This is a genomic window from Ornithinibacillus gellani (assembly GCF_003730295.1).
Classification (GTDB): Bacteria; Bacillota; Bacilli; order Bacillales; family Amphibacillaceae; genus Ornithinibacillus_A; species Ornithinibacillus_A gellani.
Genome location: NZ_QTSZ01000037.1, coordinates 1 through 21417 on the forward strand (window position 1 = coordinate 1; position 21417 = coordinate 21417).

At 39.2% G+C, this 21417-nt stretch carries 20 protein-coding genes; 16 read left to right on the forward strand and 4 right to left on the reverse strand.

Annotated features, from left to right (window positions below; all coding sequences use genetic code 11):
* From DX933_RS10325 to DX933_RS10360, 8 genes are all read left to right on the forward strand, one after another.
* Nucleotides 1-420 (forward strand): IS1634 family transposase (locus tag DX933_RS10325; protein WP_145962274.1); only part of this gene is annotated, 420 nt, incomplete at its 5' end.
* A 192-nt stretch (nt 421-612) separates the two neighbouring features.
* Nucleotides 613-1749, forward strand: a complete 1137-nt coding sequence (locus DX933_RS10330) for an ATP-binding protein (protein WP_223805942.1) — start codon at nt 613-615, stop codon at nt 1747-1749.
* 257 nt (nt 1750-2006) lie between these two features.
* Nucleotides 2007-4718 carry an aconitate hydratase AcnA gene (gene acnA / locus DX933_RS10335; RefSeq protein WP_123316359.1) on the forward strand — a complete coding sequence of 904 codons (2712 nt, stop codon included), beginning with the start codon at nt 2007-2009 and terminating at the stop codon, nt 4716-4718.
* A 500-nt stretch (nt 4719-5218) separates the two neighbouring features.
* On the forward strand, nt 5219-5803 hold the full coding sequence (locus DX933_RS10340; RefSeq protein ID WP_123316360.1) for a TlpA family protein disulfide reductase: 585 nt from the start codon (nt 5219-5221) through the stop codon (nt 5801-5803).
* Between the two features lie 105 nt (nt 5804-5908).
* Complete coding sequence (locus tag DX933_RS10345; RefSeq protein WP_123316361.1) at nt 5909-6040, forward strand: FbpB family small basic protein; 132 nt, start codon at nt 5909-5911, stop codon at nt 6038-6040.
* 652 nt (nt 6041-6692) lie between these two features.
* On the forward strand, nt 6693-6929 hold the full coding sequence (tlp, locus tag DX933_RS10350; RefSeq protein ID WP_123316362.1) for a small acid-soluble spore protein Tlp: 237 nt from the start codon (nt 6693-6695) through the stop codon (nt 6927-6929).
* 83 nt (nt 6930-7012) lie between these two features.
* Nucleotides 7013-7435, forward strand: a complete 423-nt coding sequence (locus DX933_RS10355) for an acyl-CoA thioesterase (protein ID WP_123316363.1) — start codon at nt 7013-7015, stop codon at nt 7433-7435.
* Nucleotides 7435-7734: a hypothetical protein gene (locus tag DX933_RS10360; RefSeq protein ID WP_123316364.1), complete on the forward strand. Its 300-nt coding sequence runs from the start codon at nt 7435-7437 to the stop codon at nt 7732-7734. Before DX933_RS10355 ends, DX933_RS10360 begins: the two co-directional genes overlap by 1 nt.
* A gap of 63 nt (nt 7735-7797) precedes the next feature.
* Here the strand turns inward: DX933_RS10360 and DX933_RS10365 are convergent, their stop codons facing one another.
* The 4 genes from DX933_RS10365 to plsY all read right to left on the reverse strand — a co-directional run bounded on the left by DX933_RS10365 (nt 7798) and on the right by plsY (nt 10058).
* On the reverse strand, nt 7798-8088 hold the full coding sequence (locus tag DX933_RS10365; RefSeq protein WP_123316365.1) for a HesB/YadR/YfhF family protein: 291 nt from the start codon (nt 8086-8088) through the stop codon (nt 7798-7800).
* 48 nt (nt 8089-8136) lie between these two features.
* Complete coding sequence (yidD, locus tag DX933_RS10370; RefSeq protein ID WP_223805943.1) at nt 8137-8361, reverse strand: membrane protein insertion efficiency factor YidD; 225 nt, start codon at nt 8359-8361, stop codon at nt 8137-8139.
* Between the two features lie 56 nt (nt 8362-8417).
* A complete protein-coding gene (gene folE2 / locus DX933_RS10375; RefSeq protein ID WP_123316367.1) occupies nt 8418-9347 on the reverse strand; it encodes a GTP cyclohydrolase FolE2 in 930 nt (309 codons plus the stop codon).
* Between the two features lie 126 nt (nt 9348-9473).
* The gene (gene plsY / locus DX933_RS10380) at nt 9474-10058 is read right to left on the reverse strand and encodes a glycerol-3-phosphate 1-O-acyltransferase PlsY (RefSeq protein WP_123316368.1); all 585 of its coding nucleotides are present in this window, start codon (nt 10056-10058) and stop codon (nt 9474-9476) included.
* A gap of 318 nt (nt 10059-10376) precedes the next feature.
* Here plsY and DX933_RS10385 point away from each other — a divergent pair, with 318 nt between their 5' ends.
* The 8 genes from DX933_RS10385 to DX933_RS10425 all read left to right on the forward strand — a co-directional run bounded on the left by DX933_RS10385 (nt 10377) and on the right by DX933_RS10425 (nt 21390).
* The gene (locus tag DX933_RS10385; RefSeq protein ID WP_123316369.1) at nt 10377-11444 is read left to right on the forward strand and encodes an ABC transporter ATP-binding protein; all 1068 of its coding nucleotides are present in this window, start codon (nt 10377-10379) and stop codon (nt 11442-11444) included.
* Nucleotides 11437-12963: an ABC transporter permease/substrate-binding protein gene (locus DX933_RS10390; protein ID WP_123316370.1), complete on the forward strand. Its 1527-nt coding sequence runs from the start codon at nt 11437-11439 to the stop codon at nt 12961-12963. The genes DX933_RS10385 and DX933_RS10390 overlap by 8 nt, the downstream gene beginning before the upstream one ends.
* Before the next feature lie 16 nt (nt 12964-12979).
* Nucleotides 12980-13399, forward strand: coding sequence for a CoA-binding protein (locus tag DX933_RS10395; RefSeq protein WP_123316371.1), 420 nt, complete (start codon nt 12980-12982; stop codon nt 13397-13399).
* Nucleotides 13400-13847: 448 nt separating this feature from the next.
* The gene (parE, locus tag DX933_RS10400) at nt 13848-15803 is read left to right on the forward strand and encodes a DNA topoisomerase IV subunit B (protein WP_123316726.1); all 1956 of its coding nucleotides are present in this window, start codon (nt 13848-13850) and stop codon (nt 15801-15803) included.
* A 67-nt stretch (nt 15804-15870) separates the two neighbouring features.
* A complete protein-coding gene (parC, locus tag DX933_RS10405) occupies nt 15871-18324 on the forward strand; it encodes a DNA topoisomerase IV subunit A (protein WP_123316372.1) in 2454 nt (817 codons plus the stop codon).
* A gap of 282 nt (nt 18325-18606) precedes the next feature.
* Complete coding sequence (locus DX933_RS10415; RefSeq protein WP_123316374.1) at nt 18607-19749, forward strand: acyl-CoA dehydrogenase family protein; 1143 nt, start codon at nt 18607-18609, stop codon at nt 19747-19749.
* A gap of 55 nt (nt 19750-19804) precedes the next feature.
* Complete coding sequence (locus DX933_RS10420; protein WP_123316375.1) at nt 19805-21163, forward strand: acetyl-CoA carboxylase biotin carboxylase subunit; 1359 nt, start codon at nt 19805-19807, stop codon at nt 21161-21163.
* Between the two features lie 14 nt (nt 21164-21177).
* Complete coding sequence (locus DX933_RS10425) at nt 21178-21390, forward strand: acetyl-CoA carboxylase biotin carboxyl carrier protein subunit (RefSeq protein WP_123316376.1); 213 nt, start codon at nt 21178-21180, stop codon at nt 21388-21390.
* The last annotated feature ends 27 nt before the right edge of the window (nt 21391-21417 follow it).

Below are 21417 nucleotides of genomic sequence, written 5' to 3' on the forward strand. Positions count from 1 at the left end.
GGATTCTATGGTGTATGTACAAACTTAGAAAGTACCCCGGAGGAAATTGTAAAAATCAATCAGCGCCGCTGGGAGATTGAGGAAACTTTTCGAATTCTGAAAAGCGAAATGCGGACACGTCCGGTTTACCTTCAAAAAGATGAGCGTATCGAGGCACATTTCTTAGTGTGCTTTCTATCATTATTGACCTATCGCCTGATTGAAAAGAAAATTGATGAGTCAGCTACCTGTTTTGAAATCATTCAAACATTACGGGAAATGAGAGTGCTGGAAGCCACGAATGAAGGATATATTCCTACTTATACCAGAACGGATTTAACAGATAAATTGCATGATGTATTCGGATTCCGAACAGATACTGAAATCGTACCCATAAAAAAAATGAAAAAAATTTTAAAAGAGGTAAAAAAACATAAATAGTACTCACTTTTGAACACTAAAAAAACCACAGAAATGCTAAGTGTGAAAGCATTTCTGTGGTTTTAACTGTCAAACATGAGAGTATAAAAGGAATTATACATATAAACAAGTTTCATATCTTAATAATTGATGACATATACATTCACTAGAGCAGTTTTTCTTGTTGAATTTTGGGGGAAAGGAGCGAATGTGATGGTACCAAATAAGAAAGAAAGGGAATACAAATTGGATATGGAGCTAATGGCAAGCGAGAACGAGCACGATCTGCCCTTTAAATCAAGTTTATCATCGCTTCCTAAAAACATGCTTAAGTGGATTGAACAGTCCAGTAATGAATTAATCGTTGTTAGTAATCAAAAAGGTAGAATCGAATTTATTTCGCCCTCTGTGAAATGGTTATTGGGATTTAACCAAGAGGATTTAATCGGATTACCATGGAAAGATTTGGTTTATGAGGCTGATGCATCAGATATTTCGGCTATTTACGATAAAAATTGTAAAAAAGCACAACAGTTTAAAGTTCAAGTTCGAAAAAATAACGATCGATTACTTTACTGTGAATGTAAGGCGGGTAACTTCTATGATGAACATAGCAATCGCAATTATTATATAGGTATTTTATCAGATATTACGGAGAAAAAAGAAGTAGAAGAAATGATGATACGATCGGAAAAAATGTCGATTGCTGGTCAATTGGCTGCTGGAATTGCACATGAGATTAGAAATCCATTAACAGCAATCAAAGGTTTTTTACAGCTGTTACAGGCTGGCGTTAACCGAAAAGATGCGTACTATAAAATAATGATTGATGAAATCGAAAAAATAGAGACAATAACTTCAGAACTATTATTTATTTCCAAGCCAGTCACACATCATATGCAACGAGAATCCGTAAATCAAATGATTTTGGATGTTATTTCTTTACTAAAACCTGAGGCGAAATTAAAGGATATTGAAATTCTTTGCAGGCAAAAGCAAGATGCTTTCATTTATTGTGATCGTTCACAGATAAAACAGGTTCTAATCAATTTGGTTAAAAATGCGATTGAAGCAATGGATGCGGCTGGGATGATTATCGTACATGTGCATCCAAATGAAACGGGTATTTTTTTGGATGTCATTGATGAAGGAAATGGAGTTCCCAAGGAAGCGATACATAAATTGGGGGAACCGTTTTTTACAACAAAAAAGAATGGGACCGGCCTAGGTCTTATGATTACCAAACAAATATTGCAGCGACACGATGCAGCGCTGCAGATCATCAACAATATGGAAAAAGGGAGTACATTTCGGATTAGTTTTCCGATAAAAGATGAAACATCAACCTAAGATATTACGTTCTTTTTGCATACATCATAGTACCATATAAGAAAAACTTATCAGTTTGCATAATATTATTATATATATCTTCAAGCATGAAACATTTGTTTTATGCTTGATTTTCATTTAATATAATACATGGTTAGTAATGTTGAAAGCGTATCTATGAAGGCTTCAACAGGAATGATGAGAGTAATCATATAAATTTCGTCATGAAAATCTATTTTGAATGAACCGAAAAATGTAAACGAGGGGAGATTGTCAACGTGTCAGAACAAAATGCGTTTCAGGCAAAAAAGCAGTTTGAGCTTCATGGGAAAAAGTACAATTATTATCAGCTGAAGGCGTTGGAAGATGCAGGTTTGGGTGGAATTTCCAGATTACCTTTTTCCATCCGTGTGTTATTGGAATCTTTAGTTCGTCAGTATGATGGTAGAGTGATTAATGATGAACACGTCAAAGGCTTAACGGAATGGGGTAAAGTAAAGGGAGAGGCTGTTGACGTTCCTTTCAAGCCATCCCGTGTTATTTTGCAGGACTTTACTGGAGTACCTGCTGTAGTAGACTTGGCATCATTGCGTAAAGCAATGGTAGACATGGGCGGCGAACCAAATAAAATTAATCCAGAGGTTCCAGTTGATCTTGTAATTGACCACTCTGTACAGGTTGACCAATATGGTTCAGCTGATGCTTTGCGTGCAAATATGGAATTGGAATTCGAACGAAATGGTGAACGCTATGAATTCCTGCATTGGGCACAAAAAGCATTCGATAACTATCGTGCAGTGCCACCAGCAACAGGTATTGTCCACCAGGTAAACCTGGAGTATATTGCTAACGTTGTTCACGGTTTGGAAAATGAAGATGGCACATTTGATGCTTTCCCAGACACATTAGTAGGTACCGATTCTCATACAACGATGATTAACGGTCTTGGTGTTTTGGGTTGGGGTGTTGGTGGAATTGAAGCAGAAGCTGGTATGTTAGGACAGCCTTCTTATTTCCCTGCTCCAGAAGTAATCGGTGTGAAATTCACAGGCAGTTTCCCACAAGGTACTACTGCAACAGACTTGGCATTAAAAGTAACACAAGTATTACGTGAGAAGAATGTAGTTGGGAAATTTGTCGAATATTTTGGTCCAGGCTTACAGGATATGCCACTAGCTGACCGGGCTACTATTTCTAACATGGCGCCAGAATATGGTGCGACATGCGGATTCTTCCCAGTAGACGCAGAAACATTAAACTATTTACGTTTAACTGGTCGTAGTGAAGAACAAATTGAATTAGTTGAAGCGTATTGTAAGGCAAATGATTTATGGTATACACCGGAACAAGCAGATCCAGATTATACAGAGATTGTTGAAATCAATCTTTCTGAGCTGGAGCCTAACCTATCCGGTCCAAAACGCCCACAGGATCTAATTGCTTTGTCTCAGATGCAAAAAGAGTTTAATAAAGCAATTACAGCACCATCCGGTAACCAAGGCTTCGGTTTATCAAAATCTGAATTTGATAAAGAAGCGGTTGTGGAACATCCTAATGGCAAAAAGTCCGTATTAAAAACAGGTTCTTTAGCTATTGCTGCTATTACGTCTTGCACGAACACGTCGAACCCTTATGTAATGCTCGGGGCTGGATTACTTGCGAAGAAAGCGATTGAAAAAGGCTTAACCGTACCTGCTTACGTGAAGACATCCCTTGCACCAGGCTCTAAGGTAGTAACACGCTATCTGGAAGACTCCGGTTTAAATGAATATTTAGACCAGCTTGGATTTAACACAGTAGGTTATGGATGTACGACTTGTATTGGTAACTCAGGTCCATTACTTCCAGAAATTGAAAAAGCAATTGTGGATGAAGACCTTACGGTAGCTTCTGTATTATCCGGTAACCGTAACTTTGAAGGGCGTATCCATCCACTGGTAAAAGCTAACTACTTAGCTTCACCGCCATTGGTTGTTGCTTATGCACTTGCAGGTTCTGTTGACTTTGATTTAACAAATGACCAGCTTGGTACAGATTCAGAAGGTAACGCAATTTATCTGAAGGATATTTGGCCAACCATGCAAGAAATTAAACAAGCCGTTTCAGATGTCGTAACACCAGAAATTTTCCGTAAAGAATACGAAAGTGTATTTGATTCCAACGAAAAATGGAATGAAATTAAAACGACAGATGAGCCATTATTTGAGTGGGATGACGAATCCACGTATATTCAAAACCCACCATTCTTTGAAGGACTTTCAAAGGATGCAGGTAAAGTAGAGCCGTTAAAAGGCTTGCGCACCATTGGATTATTCGGTGATTCTGTAACGACTGACCATATTTCACCAGCTGGTGCAATTGCAATGGATATGCCTGCAGGACGTTATTTGCAGGATAAAGACGTATCCCCACGTAACTTCAACTCATATGGATCCCGTCGTGGAAACCATGAAGTCATGATGCGCGGTACATTTGCAAACATCCGAATCAGAAATCTTATTGCTCCTGGAACAGAGGGTGGCTACACTACTTATTGGCCAACAGGAGAAATCATGCCAATATATGATGCAGCAATGAAATACCAAGCAGATCAAACGGGCTTAATTGTGATGGCCGGTAAGGATTATGGTATGGGATCCTCTCGTGACTGGGCTGCAAAAGGTACCAATTTACTTGGTATTAAGACAGTCATTGCAGAAAGCTTTGAACGAATTCATCGTTCTAACCTTGTGATGATGGGAGTTCTACCACTTCAGTTTGAAAAAGGTGAAAGTGCAGAGAAGCTTGGCTTGACTGGTAAAGAAACGATTCATGTTGAAATCGATGAGCAAGTTAAACCACATGATCTTGTAAAAGTAACAGCAGTGGATGAAAATGGAAAAACTACTGAATTCCGTGCAGTTGCTCGCTTTGATAGTGAAGTAGAAATTGACTACTATCGTCATGGTGGAATCTTGCAAATGGTACTTCGTGATAAACTAAAAGCTTAATAGAATAAATATATGATGAGGGACTTGGGTATAACTAGTCCCTCATCATGATTAAACGGTCATGTTTTTCTCGAACAGATAAACATGACCGTTTATTTTATCACAGATTAATTGGTTGTAAGAACTTTATTTCAAGAATTTATGTTGATAGGGGATCAACAGCCAGTAAAGGCCTGATTTATTCAACGAACAGTCAGTGGAGAAGAACGAAAACTCCTACTGATTGAAACTTCACTTTATTGTGAATTTATTGCAATGAAGGAAACAGGAATATATTTTCTCGAATTTACCGCCAATCAGGCAAAACCTAATTTATTTTCTACATTTTGCATTGGGATTTAATGGAATAAAGTCTAATGATTCGATTGTAGTATGCCAGTAAATATGGACAAAATATGAACCTTTACAGGTTAAAAGCTAAAAGGCTTTACTATTCAAATGCCGCTATTTAGAATATAATGTAGCAACCAATTTGCGTAGTTAAATAAAGGAGATTTTATATGTCCAAAAATATTATTGGTGTTGCATTAATTACCATATTAGCCGTTATTTTAATGATAAATACCTTTCAACCGAAGGAAAAAGCATCAAATGAAACAGATGTGACAGGCGATACAAATGTCAATGGAGTTGCCATATCCGCACCTAATCAAGGTGGCATTGAACAGGGCGAAGAAGCACCAGATTTTGAATTGGAAACCATTGAAGGAGAAACCATTCGCTTATCTGATTTACGTGGCAGCAAGGTTCTATTGAACTTTTGGGCCTCCTGGTGTGGACCATGTCGAAAAGAAATGCCGGAAATGCAGCAATTTCATGAGGAACATGGTGATGATATTGAGATTCTTGCGGTTAACCTAACAAATACAGAAAACAAAGAGACAGATGTACATAAATTTTTGGAAGAGAACGGCTTTACATTTCCAGTTGTTTTGGATCGTGACATGGCTGTCGGTGAGACTTATATGGCGGTTTCACTGCCCACCAGTTATTTTATTGGAACAGATGGTGTCGTTCAGTTACCAAAAAAGGTTGGTCCAATGACCTATGAATTTATGGAAGAAATGTTGGAAAAACTAAACTAAATGATAGGCATCATTCAAAGTCATTATGAAAAAGGATAAAAATGATAAGATATGGCAACACTTCTTAATAAAAAGGGGTGAAATGCCATATCTCTTAAAAAACGAATGACCTTTGAAGAGCTCGTTCAAGCAAATAGACAACAAATCTTGCGAGATAAAGAGCGAATGGAACGAATAGAATTAATGATAGAAGAGAGGATGCACCAGTCTCTGAAGGAAAATGAAAAAGAAGCATAGCTATTACCTAGAGCAATGGAGGCATCTAAAGTAAACATGCAAGTTGGAGTTCATATCGTCAATCCAACTTGTATTTTTTATTGTATAAAAGTTTAAGAAAGGCCTCGATCCTATGTTTTGCACGCAGAAAAAATGCTTTTCATTTTCAGGAATCGTGCTAATTTTAGCATGTCAAAAATCAAATAATTATACAACTGTAATTATGCTTGGAAATGCATCATAAAAGACATAGAAAAATGAGGTCACATATTAGTATTTGGGAATACAATCACTATTCTCATTTTAGTTTCTTAGGATTCTAAATTTTTATCACATACTATTATAACAAGTTTTGTAAAATGAATACATTAAAGACAGCATCTTGTCATCAAATGTATTTTGAAGCAACAACCCTTTAGAACTTAGCCTTCACACTCAAAGCGGTATGCGTTCTCCTAGGGTATGGATTTTTATTTTATTCAAATTCACCGTCAATTGCCCAGTTGTTTTATGCGTTTTATCAGAACGAGGGTTTATTCGTCATATGGACGAATCGCTATAGCTTATCCCCACGCCGCAGCATGTCATGCTAATAGTGTATATTTTGATAGCATGGTGAGAAGCTAAGTGTAGCCATTTGGGCAATCATATCATATATGGGAGGAACGGACGAATGACAGACAAAAGGCCAAAAGCAAAACCAGATGATCGCAGTGATAATGTTGAGAAACTGCAAGGAATGGTGCAGGACACATTGGAGAATAAAGAGGCGGCTGAGGAAACGCTGGATTATGCTTCAGGTGAGCAAAAGCAACAAATAAAAGAAAAGAACAAGCGACGCGAAGAAGCGATTAAAGGTATGCGAGATGAAATTGAAGATGAAGCTGATTTCCAAAATCGTACGGAATAAACAGCATCCCAAGCCAACTTGGTTTGGGATGCTGTTTTATATGGAGATATGTTAAAATAGACGGTGTTGGGGAGGACAGAAATATGAAGAAAACATTGACACCAATTGACGTACGTTATCAGGAAACAGATCAGATGGGAGTTGTATATCACGCCAATTATCTGGTCTGGTTTGAAATAGGTCGAACGAAATTTATTGAAGAACTTGGGCTAAGCTATGCGGCGATGGAAGAGAAACAAGTCGTTTCACCGGTTGTGGATGCACAATTATCATTTAAGAAACCAATTCGTTACGGTGAAAAAGCTTATGTAGAAACATGGCTAAAAAGCTATGATGGATTACGCACTGTGTATGGCTATCATATTTTGAATGAAGCAAATGAAGCTGTCGTTTCCGGTTCAACAGAGCATGTGATCGTGAAGAAAGATAGCTTTCGTCCATTATCTTTACGTCGTTCCTTTCCTGAATGGCATCAAGCTTACTTATCCAGCCTGGGAGAAAGCTAATGGCATTTGGAATTGATCGTGTGGAATTAAATGAATGGAAACGTCAGGTAAGAGCTGGTAATATCGCTTTTCTAACACATTATTGGCAGGATGAAAGATTCCCGGGCGCTAATACAGTGACAAAAGTAGGCTGTAGTAATCTGGAAAAATTAATTACCTGGGGCAAGCAATATGGGTTACAGCCAGAGTGGGTTCACAGGGATAGACTTTATCCACATTTTGATCTTTTTGGAAATCGGCAGAAGGACATCTTAATCAAGGAAGGCCAATGGGAGCAGCTGGAACGATTTCATTTATAATCTATTAAAAAAAGTTGGCGCATTGTCGTGTAGCTATACACGAGCACTGTACCAACTTTTTTATCATCCTTGATAATGAAATTCTGGTTCTTTCATTTTGGGATTATAATCAATTTGTAAGTCTTTTTCTTCAAAATACCATGCATCATCTTGATCGACAAAAAAGGTGATGTGGTCCACTTTGGCTGAAGAATGAATCTCTTCTGGTTCTTCGACATTGATACCTAATGAAAATCCTGGAATGTTTCCTCCAAAGCCTCCATACCTGACATAAAAGCGTACATGGGATGGTGATTCTAATTCTAGTTCATCTTTATACCATTTCGCTGCATCTTCACTAATTTGAATTTTCATGTATGACATCTCCTTGGTATAGTAAATCTAGTGATTGGGAACCCCGTATTATTTTTCCTTTTTCTCCGGTACCAGATCAACGCCACCTTTATGAAACGGGTGACATTTACTGATGCGTTTGATGGTTAAATAACCACCTTTGATTGCGCCGAATCGCTTCAATGCCTCTAAACCATAAGCGGAGCAACTTGGATAGAATCGGCATGTCGGTGGCTTAAAAGGACTAATTGCCTTCTGATAAAATTTAATGATTCCAATAAACAAGTATTTCATCATTATTTCCTTCTTTGCTTGGAAAGTAGCCTTGTTTCATATGGGATAAAAATCTCCTATTCGTAAATATCTTCTTCTTTATTATAGCTTAAAGATGCAATGGCGTCATGCATATGGATGGATTCTTCATTTCGACAAGAAACTTTAAAATGTCGGACAAATGGCATTTCATATAAATCTGCAGCTACGAGCCGAACAACATCTTCTACAAAACGAGGATTTTCATATGCTGTTTCAGTTACCATTTTTTCATCGGGACGCTTCAGTACGGGATGAAGTCTGGAACTTGCATTACTTTCCGCAGCTTCAAGCAGCATTACCTTCCAGTCAATTGAATCATGATCAAAATCATCTCGGAATCCAGCTGTCAGAACCACTTCTCCACGCTGATTATGAGCACTATATTCACTGATTTCTTTTGAACAAGGACAAAGCGTTGTAATAAATACGGATAATTTTCCTTCTAATTGAAAGCCTTTCTTTACATCATACGTTACCTTCATCGTAACATCAGCATGATTTAATCCAGCAATTCCCATTTGTGGCCCTTTACGTTCATAGAACCATGGGAAGGTAAGCTCTACTGTTGCATCCTCTTGTTTAAGTCGCTCCGCAAGCTCCTTTGTAAACTGCTTTAGAACTCCAAAATCTGCTATCAATCCTTTTTCTTGATAGATATGCAATTGCTCTGTGAATCGACTCATATTTGTTCCTTTACTCGTTTTAAGAATACTGGAAGAGAAGGTGAATCGTGCAACAGAGGTCTGTTCCAACGGTTTTAGCGTGCTTTTTACGATGATTGGGTGCTTCACATTGGAAATACCAACTACATCTAATGGAAACAGAAAGTCTTTTTGGACATTCTGCAAATCTGACATACTTTCTTTATCAGTCGGTTTAGACTTTGGTCCTGGCGCAACAGAACCGAATATTTGATGCCGCTCTGCTTTTGGAGGCAGCTTTCTTAACGTTTTAATATGATCCATAGCAATATCCCTTTCTCCACAAACTATCAATTTCATTCAAAGTATACGCAACTGCTTGTACATATTCAATCGTTCTGTTTGTATGCTGCAAGTAGATTGATTAAATACCTAATTGAACCGGTACATTTACATCCACGTAATCTTTGGTTCTGTTTTGTTTATGATTCGCTTAATGTTTTCTTTATGTCGGTAAAAGACGAAGATTGTCAATGCGATAGTTACGATAATTAAGCCGACATCCTTCAAGAAAAAGGAGACAATAATTGCAACAATCCCAGTAATCATAGATGATAGTGAAACATATTTGGAAATGTACAGGGTAATTAAGAACGATGCGATCATCACGATAAATAAAAGCGGACTCACACCAAGAATAATACCGCTCGAGGTAGCAACCGCCTTACCACCTTTAAATTTAGCAAAGATTGGATATGTATGGCCTAGCACAGCGAAAATACCGATAATTAACCGATGAACCTCGACATCAGCAAATAATAGCGGAATTAATGTTGCAGCTGTGCCTTTTAAAATATCTACGAGTGTAACAATACTTCCTGCCTTGATGCCCAATACGCGGAAGGTGTTTGTAGCACCGAGATTACCACTTCCATGCTCGCGAATATCTATATTAAATCCAATTTTACCAACTAAGAGTGCGGATGGTATTGATCCAAGTAAATAAGCAATTAGTCCAAAAATAATATATTCCATCATCATTCCCACTTTCCGGCCGTACGAAGCCTAGCCTGGATTTTCTTTCTAGCTCCAATCCTATTCTATCATGAAGTATCTTTTGTAGGGATAAAAAAATGATAAAATCTTCCCTAGGTAACATTATATCAGCGAATTTGCTTCAACAGAAATCCTAATCATCAATGGAGGTGGATTGGTTTTTTAATATAAAACGTTAAGAAAAGACGCTGATTTTGTCGAAGGATGTTTCATTTCCACTGTTCAGGGTAATAATTTTTATGATACGCTAAGTGTCGCTTTACATGTATATGTTGGAAAATAAAAGGGAGCTTGCCAATGATAAAATTTAACAATATTACCAAAAGATATGAAGATGGTACACAAGCTATTCGTGATTTCTCCCTTCATATAAAAAAAGGGGAACTCATGACATTAATCGGTCCCAGTGGCTGTGGGAAAACAACAACGATGAAGATGGTAAATCGTTTAATCGAGCCAACTTCTGGTGAAATATACATAAATGATCAGGATATACATTCCTATAATATTCATGAATTGAGATGGAATATCGGGTATGTACTTCAAGAAATAGCCTTATTTCCACATATGACGATTGCAGAAAATATAGCAATCGTTCCAGAGATGAAAAAATGGAACCGCAAAAAAGTGAAGGACCGTATCCATGAGCTGTTGGAAATGGTTGGACTGGATCCAGCAACCTATGCAAAGCGGATGCCTAGTGAGTTATCAGGTGGTCAGCAGCAGCGGATTGGGGTCATTCGTGCGCTTGCAGCGGATCCGGATATCATTTTAATGGATGAGCCATTTAGTGCACTTGATCCAATAAGTCGTGAACAATTGCAACAGGATATTCGAGCATTAAATGAAAAAATAAAGAAAACCATCCTTTTTGTTACCCATGATATGGACGAGGCAATGGCACTAGGGGATCGAGTGTGTTTAATGAAGGATGGTGAGGTCATTCAGGTTGATACACCACAGCAATTGATTTTACAGCCCAAGACAGATTTTGTGAAATCCTTTATTGGGGAGCGTAAATCCCCTTGGCAAACGGCAATTGATGTGATTGCCAATCGATCAGATACGTACACGTTAACAACGGCTAATAATCCTCCCCAGGAATTGGCCGAAGAAATATTGTTTTTAAAGCATGATGATGGCACATACGAGGGAGCGATTCAATTTGGTAAACGGGTAGATATTCAACCTTTACCGCATGATTTAACTTTGAATAAGGCGAGCGAAATTTTTCAGGGAAGTCGATTTACGCGCCATCCGGTTGTAAGGAATGGAAAGTTAATTGGAACGCTTGATTATGAGGATATGATCCGTTACCTCCATGATAAAACTGCTATGGAAAAGGGAGGGATCAAACATGGCTGAATTTTGGGCAGTCTTTCAGCATCGACAAGATATTCTTATTCAAACGATATGGGAACATTTGCAAATATCCTTGATATCATTGGTCATTGCAATCCTCATTGCTGTGCCACTTGGTTTATTATTAACCAGATATCAACGTATTGCAGAACCAATTATCGGTATATCGGCTATTATGCAAACCATTCCAAGTCTTGCGGTGCTGGCATTTTTGATTCCGTTTTACGGCATTGGTAAAACCCCTGCTATCATTGCATTAACGGCTTATGGTCTGTTACCTATTTTACGAAATACGTATACAGGTATTAAAGAAGTGAATCCAGCCCTTCTAGAGGCAGCAACTGGAATGGGAATGAATTCCATGAAGCGGCTCGGTAAAGTAGAATTACCTATTGCTATGCCTGTTATTATGGCAGGTATTCGGACTTCTATGGTTCTCATTGTTGGTACGACTACCATTGCTGCTTTAATTGGTGCAGGCGGTTTAGGTGAGCTTATTTTACTTGGTTTGGACCGTGGTGCAGACATTAATTTGATATTACTAGGGGCAATCCCCGCAGCACTTCTAGCAATTATATTGGATTTTATTCTGCGCGGCTTTGAGAAAATATCGAAACGTGCGGGCTTTAAATCTTTTATTGCAATGTTAATTATTGCGATACTAGTTGCGGCATCTCCACTGATTATTCCTTCCGCGCAAAAAGGAGACATTGTGATTGGTGGTAAGTTGGGATCAGAACCGGAAATACTCATTAATATGTATAAATTATTAATTGAAGATGAGACAGATTTATCCGTCGATTTAAAGCCTGGATTGGGTAAAACGGCATTTGTATTTACTGCATTAGAGCAAGGGGATATTGATATCTTTCCGGAATTTACCGGAACCGCCATTGTTACCCATTTGGAGCAAGAAGCACAAAGTAATGATGCATACGAAGTATATGAACAAGCGAAAGCAGGTATGAAGGATCAGTTTGATATGGCATATCTGGAGCCGATGGATTTTAATAACACGTATGCCGTTGCTACAACGAAGGAGTTAGCGGAACAGTATGGCTTGGAAAACATTGGGGATTTAAAAGCCATTCAAGATCACATCACAGCTGGTTTCACGTTGGAGTTTAAGGATCGTTATGATGGCTATGTTGGCATGCAAGAAATCTATGGTCTAGATTTAGCAAATGTAAAATCGATGGAGCCAGGTATTCGCCAGCAAGCATTGTCGAATGGTGAGGTCGATGTGATTGATGCCTACGCAACTGATAGTTATATGGTAGAATTGGATTTAGTTACATTAGATGATCCAGAGAACTTATTTCCACCATATCAAGGGGCGCCATTGTTGAGACAGGAAACATTGGAGGAATATCCAGAGCTGGAAGAAATATTAAATCAGCTAAGTGGTAAAATTACCGATGATGAAATGCGCGAAATGAACTACAAAGTAGATTACGATGATATGGACCCAGAAAAAGTTGCAAAAGATTATTTGGTGGAGAACGGTTTGCTTGATCAATAAAAGGAGATGGATGTAAATGGCGTGGGAAAATCCTTCCAAAGAAAAGATAACAACTCTATTACAGCAAGCAAAAACGATTGCGGTGGTAGGTTTATCGGCGAATCCAGACAGAACATCGCATCAGGTTTCTAAAGTTATGCAGGATGCAGGGTACCGTATTATCCCTGTGAATCCGACAGCAGATGAGGTATTGGGTGAGAAGTCATATGCTTCTTTAACTGACATTCCGGAACGGGTGGACATCATCAATGTATTTCGCCGACCAGAATATTTACCCGCTATAGCCAAAGAAGCAGCCAAAACGGATTGCAAAGTCTTTTGGGCTCAACAAGGTATTGTAAACGAGGAAGCGGCTGATTATTTGCAAGCTCGTGATTTCACGGTTGTGATGGATATATGTATAAAGGTTGCACACGCAGTTTTACTTAAAAAATAAGGTGGATTCGAAAGCAAAAGTGCCTTCACTCAGAGGCGCTTTTGTTTTGGAAATCATTTTGGATAATGCATGCAATGTGTTGTAAATGCAGCGTTTAAACTGAATATCCATAAACAACCATAGCAATGCTATACAATGGGAAACGAGTTGTAGTATACTAATACACGGGTTTAGACAAGGATTCATAAATAAATGACACACATATGCAATCATACGTTCGTTTGTGGTATAGTAACAGGAAATGCCATGCTGCATATTTTTGGTATCATAGATGCGGTGTGTGTGATGACATTTTTTTATTGACGTGATGTTCGTAAATTGGGTGTGAATGAACAAACAGCGTGCATGATAAACTATTGTTTCATAGCGGTTCTTTATACCTATTTTTGAGTACGCATATGAATGAAGAATAAATTAAGGGAGTCGATGGCTTTTGGCAAAGGAAACTATGCAGTATTCTGATGATTCCATTCAAGTACTGGAAGGTCTGGATGCGGTTAGAAAACGACCAGGTATGTACATTGGAAGCACAGATCATCGTGGCCTTCATCATCTTGTATTTGAAATCGTCGATAATGCAGTAGATGAGGCATTAGCAGGCTATGGTAATAAAATAACAGTTACCATTCATCATGATAATAGTATTTCTGTAGAGGATCAGGGCAGAGGCGTGCCAACAGGTCTACATAGCACAGGTAAATCAACAGTGGAGGTTATCTTCACTGTGCTTCATGCTGGTGGTAAATTTGGCCAAGGTGGCTATAAAACAAGTGGTGGTTTACATGGTGTAGGTGCCTCCGTTGTGAATGCCTTATCAGAATGGATGGAGGTTACGGTTCATCGTGATGGACATACGTATTTTCAACGATTTGAAAAAGGCGGTCATCCTGTTGGGGGCTTGGAAAAACGAGGCACAACAAGAAAAACAGGGACTATTATCCATTTTAAACCGGATCCAGCTATCTTTTCTGTAACGGTCTATGATATAGAGACCATCTCGGAGCGGTTAAGAGAATCAGCTTTTTTATTAAAAGGGTTGCAAATAGACTTAATAGATCAGCGCAGTGATGAAAAGCAGCATTTTGAATTTCCGGATGGCCTGGAATCTTTCGTTCATTATTTAAATGAAGAAAAGGATACCCTTCATGAAGTTGCTTCTTTTGAAGGGGAGCAGAACGATATTGAGGTAGATTTTGCTTTTCAATTTAATGATGGGTATGCAGAGAGTATGCTATCCTTTGTAAACCATGTACGGACAAAGGATGGAGGAACACATGAGTCAGGTGCTCGTGCTGCCATGACTAGAACCTTTAATGATTATGCCCGAAGAGCTGAATTATTAAAGGAGAAGGATAAGAATCTGGAAGGCTCTGACATTCGGGAAGGATTGACCGCTATCGTTTCTGTACTTATTCCAGAGGAAAAGCTGCAGTTTGAAGGTCAAACAAAAGGAAGACTCGGAACTTCAGAAGCACGATCCGCAGTGGACTCCATCGTTTCAGAACAGCTTTCTTATTTCTTGCAAGAAAATCCTGACATTTCTACCCAGCTTGTTAAAAAAGCAATTAAAGCAAAAGAAGCCCGTGAGGCTGCGCGGAAAGCCCGTGAGGATGCACGAACAGGAAAACAGCGTAAAAAACGTGATACGCTCTTAAGTGGAAAGCTAACACCAGCACAATCCCGCAATCCTAAGAAAAACGAGCTTTATTTAGTGGAGGGGGACTCTGCCGGAGGTTCTGCGAAACAAGGGAGAGATCGTCGTTTTCAAGCGATTCTGCCATTGCGTGGAAAGGTAATTAATACGGAAAAGGCAAAGCTGGAGGACGTGATGAAAAACGAAGAAATCTCAACCATCATTCATACGATTGGTGCGGGCGTTGGTGGGGATTTTGATTTAGAGGATGTACAGTATGATAAAGTGATCATCATGACAGATGCTGATACGGATGGTGCACATATCCAGGTGCTTTTACTGACATTTTTCTATCGTTATATGCGTTCCCTTGTGAAAGCTGGAAAGGTATATATTGCATTGCCACCACTGTTCAAGATTTCAAAAGGTAAAGGTAAAAAAGAACAGGTTGTCTATGCATGGGATGAGGATGAAATGCAGACAGCAATTAAACAATTTAAAAATGGCTATATGGTTCAACGTTATAAAGGTCTGGGTGAAATGAATGCAGACCAGCTATGGGAAACGACAATGAATCCAGAAACGAGAACCTTAATCCGTGTAACCATTGATGATTTAGCGCGTGCAGAACGTAGAGTGACAACATTAATGGGTGATAAGGTCGAACCAAGAAGAAAATGGATTGAAAGTAATGTTGCATTCGGCTTAGAAGAAGATACGAATATATTGGAAAACGAAAAAATTCACAATCAACAGGAACAACAGATTTAAAAAGCTGCTGTGAATTGGTGCAGGAAAAGAATTTTTCCACGGATGTCTGAAAGAAGGGGGAATTGGTTTGTCACAGACGGATAATTATTTGGATCTTCCACTGGAAGAAGTAATTGGTGACCGGTTTGGAAGGTACAGTAAATATATTATACAGGATCGGGCACTACCCGATGTCAGAGATGGATTAAAGCCAGTGCAGCGAAGGATTTTATATGCAATGTTTGAGGATAAGAATACGCATGATAAAAACTTTCGAAAAGCTGCAAAGACAGTTGGAACGGTAATCGGTAATTACCATCCACATGGTGATATATCTGTTTATGATGCGATGGTACGTCTTAGTCAGGATTGGAAGGTAAGAAATGAATTAGTAGAAATGCATGGGAATAATGGAAGTATTGATGGAGACCCGGCTGCTGCGATGCGTTATACAGAAGCGAGGTTATCTAGCATCGCTTCCGAGCTGCTACGTGATATTCATAAGGAAACGATTGATTTTGTACCGAACTTTGATGATACAATTGACGAACCTGTCGTGCTTCCAGCGAAGTTTCCGAACCTGCTTGTAAATGGTTCAACGGGTATTTCCGCTGGCTATGCAACAGATATTCCGCCACATAATCTCGCAGAAATTATAGATGGGGTTATCATGCGCATTGATAAGCCAGCATCATCTGTAGATGATTTAATGAAGGTAATTAAAGGACCTGATTTTCCAACTGGGGGCATCATCCAAGGTGTTGATGGAATCAAGAAGGCATATGAGACTGGTAAAGGACGAATTATAGTTCGTGCGAAGGCTGCAATAGAGGATTTACGAAGTGGACGCCAGCAAATTGTCGTGGATGAAATTCCATATGATGTGAATAAAGCCAATATGGTCAAAAAAATCGATGAGCTTAGACTGGACCGTAAAGTGGAAGGAATAGCTGAAGTAAGGGATGAAACAGATCGAACTGGGCTGCGTATTGTTATTGAACTTCGGAAAGATGTAAATGCAGAAGGTGTATTGAATTATTTGTATAAAAATACGGATCTGCAGGTTGCCTATAACTTTAATATGGTCGCCATTCAACAAAAGACACCAACATTAATGTCTTTGCCGATGATATTAGATGCTTATATTGCACACCAAAAAGATGTTGTTACCCGACAAACCGCCTTTGATCTAAAGCAGGCAAATAGTCGTGCACATATTGTGGAAGGGTTAATTAAGGCCATTTCTATTCTGGATGAGTTGATTGCGACCATCCGTGCCTCGAAGGATAAGCAGGATGCAAAGCGTCAAATCATAGATAAATATGGATTTACTGAAATACAAGCAGAAGCAATTGTTATGCTACAGCTTTATCGACTAACAAATACCGATATTACTGCTTTGGAAGCAGAAGCTGAAGAACTGCGTAAAAAAATTGCGGAATTGGAAGCAATTTTAGCAAGTGATAAGAAATTATTTCAAACGATTAAGCAAGATTTGCGCCAGATTAAGAAAACCTATGGTGATAAGCGTCGTTCGATTATTGAAGAAAAGATTGAAGAACTCACCTTCGATATCGAAGTTACGATTGCAAGCGAGGATGTACTTGTTTCCGTTACGAAAGATGGCTATGTGAAGCGAACAAGCATTAGATCTTACGCGGCATCTAATGGTGAAGACTTCGCAATAAAAGATGATGATTATCTCCTGCGATTATTAGAAATAAATACGACTGATAAGCTGTTAATATTTACGAATAAAGGAAAATACATTTATGTACCGGTTCATGAGCTGCCGGAAATCCGCTGGAAGGATATTGGTCAGCACATCTCGAATATGGTGTCACTGGATCGGGATGAAAAAATGGTGCAATGTATTCCAGTACGAGACTTCAATGTGGATGACTATATCATTTTCTTTACAAAAAATGGTATGGTTAAACGAAGTGAATTGCGATTGTATGAAGTACAGCGCTATTCCAGAGCACTCGTTGCAGTCAATTTAAAGCAGGAAGATGAAGTAATCAATGTGTATCGAACAGATGGAAATGCCGATGTATTCTTAGCTACCAATACTGGGTTTGGGCTTTGGTATCATGAATCGGAAATTTCTGTTGTAGGTGTCCGAACCGCCGGAGTCAAATCTATTCAATTGAAAAAAGATGAATTTGTTGTTGGTGGGCAGGTCTTTGATGATCTATCTGATCCTTCGCTCGTTGTCGTCACACAGCGTGGTGCTTGTAAACGTATGACATTACGTACATTTGAAAAAATGAGTCGGGCAAGACGAGGGTTAGTCATGCTGCGAGAACTGAAAAGCAAACCGCATCGTGTCCGCGGGTTCTTTGCAGCAGATGTACATGAAACCATCTATTTCCGCACAGCAAAAGGAGAAACACATACCATTTATCCGTTGGAACTATCTGCAAGTGATCGTTATAGTAATGGTTCCTTTGTAATTGATGCAGATAACCAAGGGGAAGTAACCGAAGTCTGGCGAGAAGCAAGCTATGAAAAACCTTTTCAAAATGATGAGAAAGAATAATTTCCAAACAGGACAGTTGATTATTTCTCTGTCCTGTTTTTCTATGGAAAATATGTCTTGGATGCAGTGTAAAAACGAAAAATTGCATAGAAATAAGTGTCCAATTCTTCCAATAGGAAAATCAATCAAAATAAAAAAATGCATATTATTATTGAAAAGCGCAACTTTTCACGATAAAGTAAGATGGGAGCATGAAATAGTAAACGCTTTCTTTTTGAGCGTAGCAGGATTTTGTCAAAGTCTGTCCAAGTGACTCTGACATACTTAAGGGGAGGTTATGGGATGAATTTTGAATTAACAAAGGAACAGCAAATGGTTCGAAAAATGGTTAGAGATTTTGCAGAGGAAGTCATTAAACCGCGTGCAATTGAAATAGATACGTCGGCTACGTTCCCAAAAGATATATTTGATCAAATGGGAGAGCTCGGGTTTATGGGAATACCGTTTCCTGAGGAATATGGTGGTTCTGGTGGAGACACTATCTCCTATGCGATTGCGGTAGAAGAAATCGGCAGGGTGTGTGGCAGTACAGGTTTAAGCTTTGCTGCAACCGTTTCGCTTGGGGCTAGTCCGATTTATTATTTTGGTACCGAAGAACAGAAACAAGAATTTCTAAAACCTCAAGCAGAAGGCAGAGCACTTGGAGCATTTGGATTAACAGAACCAAATGCGGGATCTGATGCAGGAGGTACAAAGACAACGGCAATAGCAGATGGCGATAGCTACATTATTAATGGTGAAAAATGCTTTATCACGAATGCTAGTTTTGCAGATACGATTATCGTTACCGCTGTTACTGGAAAAAATGAAAAGGGCAGAAACATCATTTCCGCTATCATCGTACCAACAGATACAGAAGGCGTGAAGGTAACGAGCAACTACGATAAGATGGGAGTTCGAGGCTCTGATACCGCGGAAGTTGTCTTAGATCAAGTTCGTGTCCCGAAGACGAATCTATTAGGTGACCCACAAAAAGGCTTTCATCAGTTTTTATATACCTTGGATGGTGGAAGAATTTCCATTGCGGCGCTTGGATTGGGTATTGCACAGGCTTCCCTGGAAAAATCCTTGAACTATGCAAAGGAAAGAAAGCAATTCGGCGAATCTATTTCTGATTTTCAGGCTATTCAGTTTAAATTAGCTGATATGGCGATGGAAATAGAATTGGCAAGAAATATGGTATATAAGACAGCGTGGTTAAAGGATCAAAATAAACCATTCACTAAAGAGTCAGCTTACGCGAAGCTTTTTGCATCTGAAACGGCGGTACGGGCTGCTGATCAGGCAATCCAAATTCATGGTGGCTACGGATATATGCGTGAATATGAAGTAGAAAGATATTTAAGAGATGCCAAGCTTCTTGAAATTGGTGAGGGAACCTCTGAAGTGCAGCGTCTTGTCATTGCACGACAGCTAGGCTGTTAGATGTGTGTGATATGTTGCTAATTGAAAGATTCATATAGAGGGGGAGAAAATGTGTATGATTAAGAAAATACTTATTGCCAATCGCGGAGAAATTGCGGCACGTGTCATTCGCAGTTGTAAACAGTTGGGGATTCGCTCCATTGCAGTCTTTTCTGAAGCAGATCAAAAATCACCCTATGTAGAAATGGCAGATGAAGCATTCCTGATTGGTCCTCCAAGGGTGAATGAAAGCTATTTGAATATGGATAAGATCATCACTATTGCTAAGGAAGCAGGCGCCGATGCGATTCATCCTGGCTACGGTTTTCTGAGTGAAAATCCTGCATTTGCAAAAAGCTGTGAAGAAGCAGGTATCTTATTTATCGGTCCTCGTAGTGATGCGATGATTAAGATGGGCAGTAAAATCGAAGCAAGAAAAACGATGAAGACGGCTGGAGTGCCAATAGTTCCAGGTAACGAAGCAGCTATAGCTACTGCCGAAGAAGCAGTTAGGGTAGCACATGAAATTGGCTATCCAATCATGCTGAAGGCATCTGCAGGCGGCGGTGGTATTGGTATGCAAGTCGTTCACTCGGATGATGAATTGATAAAGGCCTTTGCCAGTAATCAAAAGCGGGCAGAAACCTTCTTCGGTGATGGTTCGATGTTTTTAGAGAAAAAGGTGGAGAATGCACGACATATTGAAATACAGATTCTTGCCGATCATCATGGAAATGTGGTTCATTTATTTGACCGGGAATGCTCCATTCAACGTCGTAATCAAAAGGTAATCGAGGAGGCACCTTCCCCATTTATTTCCCAAGCAACGCGGGAAGCGATGGGGGAGGCGGCAGTAACAGCTGCCAAGGCACTTGCCTATACGAATGCAGGTACGATAGAATTTTTAGTAGATAATCAGCAGCATTTCTATTTCCTTGAAATGAATACAAGAATTCAAGTTGAGCATCCAATCACAGAGGAGATTACTGGTGTTGATATAGTCGCTGAGCAAATTCATATTGCAAATGGAAACAAACTTTCTTATTCACAGGATGACTTACGTATAGATGGTCATGCCATTGAAGCAAGAATTTATGCGGAAAATCCGGAAACTTTTTTCCCGTCACCAGGACATATCACTGTTTTTGACATGCCGACTGGATCATTTGTGCGTAATGACACCTCTGTTCGTCAAGATATGGATATTACCCCATATTACGATCCGATGATTAGTAAGCTTATCGTGAAAGGTCGTACGAGAGAGGAAGCGATTACACGTATGCGACAAGCATTATCGACATTTCGAGTAGAGGGAATTCAAACAAATATCCCGATGCTTGAAAAGGTAGTGGAACATGAGGCATTTCAAGCAGGTGATACGACAACCTCATTTGTCGAACAGTATTATTTACCGTTAATAAAATCAAAGAAATAATTGGAGGTATGAACATGCAAGAGGTAAAAGCAAGTATGGCCGGAAGTGTTTGGAAAATTACAGTTCAAGTTGGAGAGCAAGTAGAAGCGGATCAGGATGTAGTTATCTTAGAGTCTATGAAAATGGAAATTCCGATAGCTGCGGAAGAGGCTGGAACGGTAAAGGAGTTAAAGGTTGCTGAAGGTGATTTTGTAAACGAAGGGGACGTCATTGCAATCATAGAATAAGTGTTCGGTTCGTCTTTTAAGCATGTG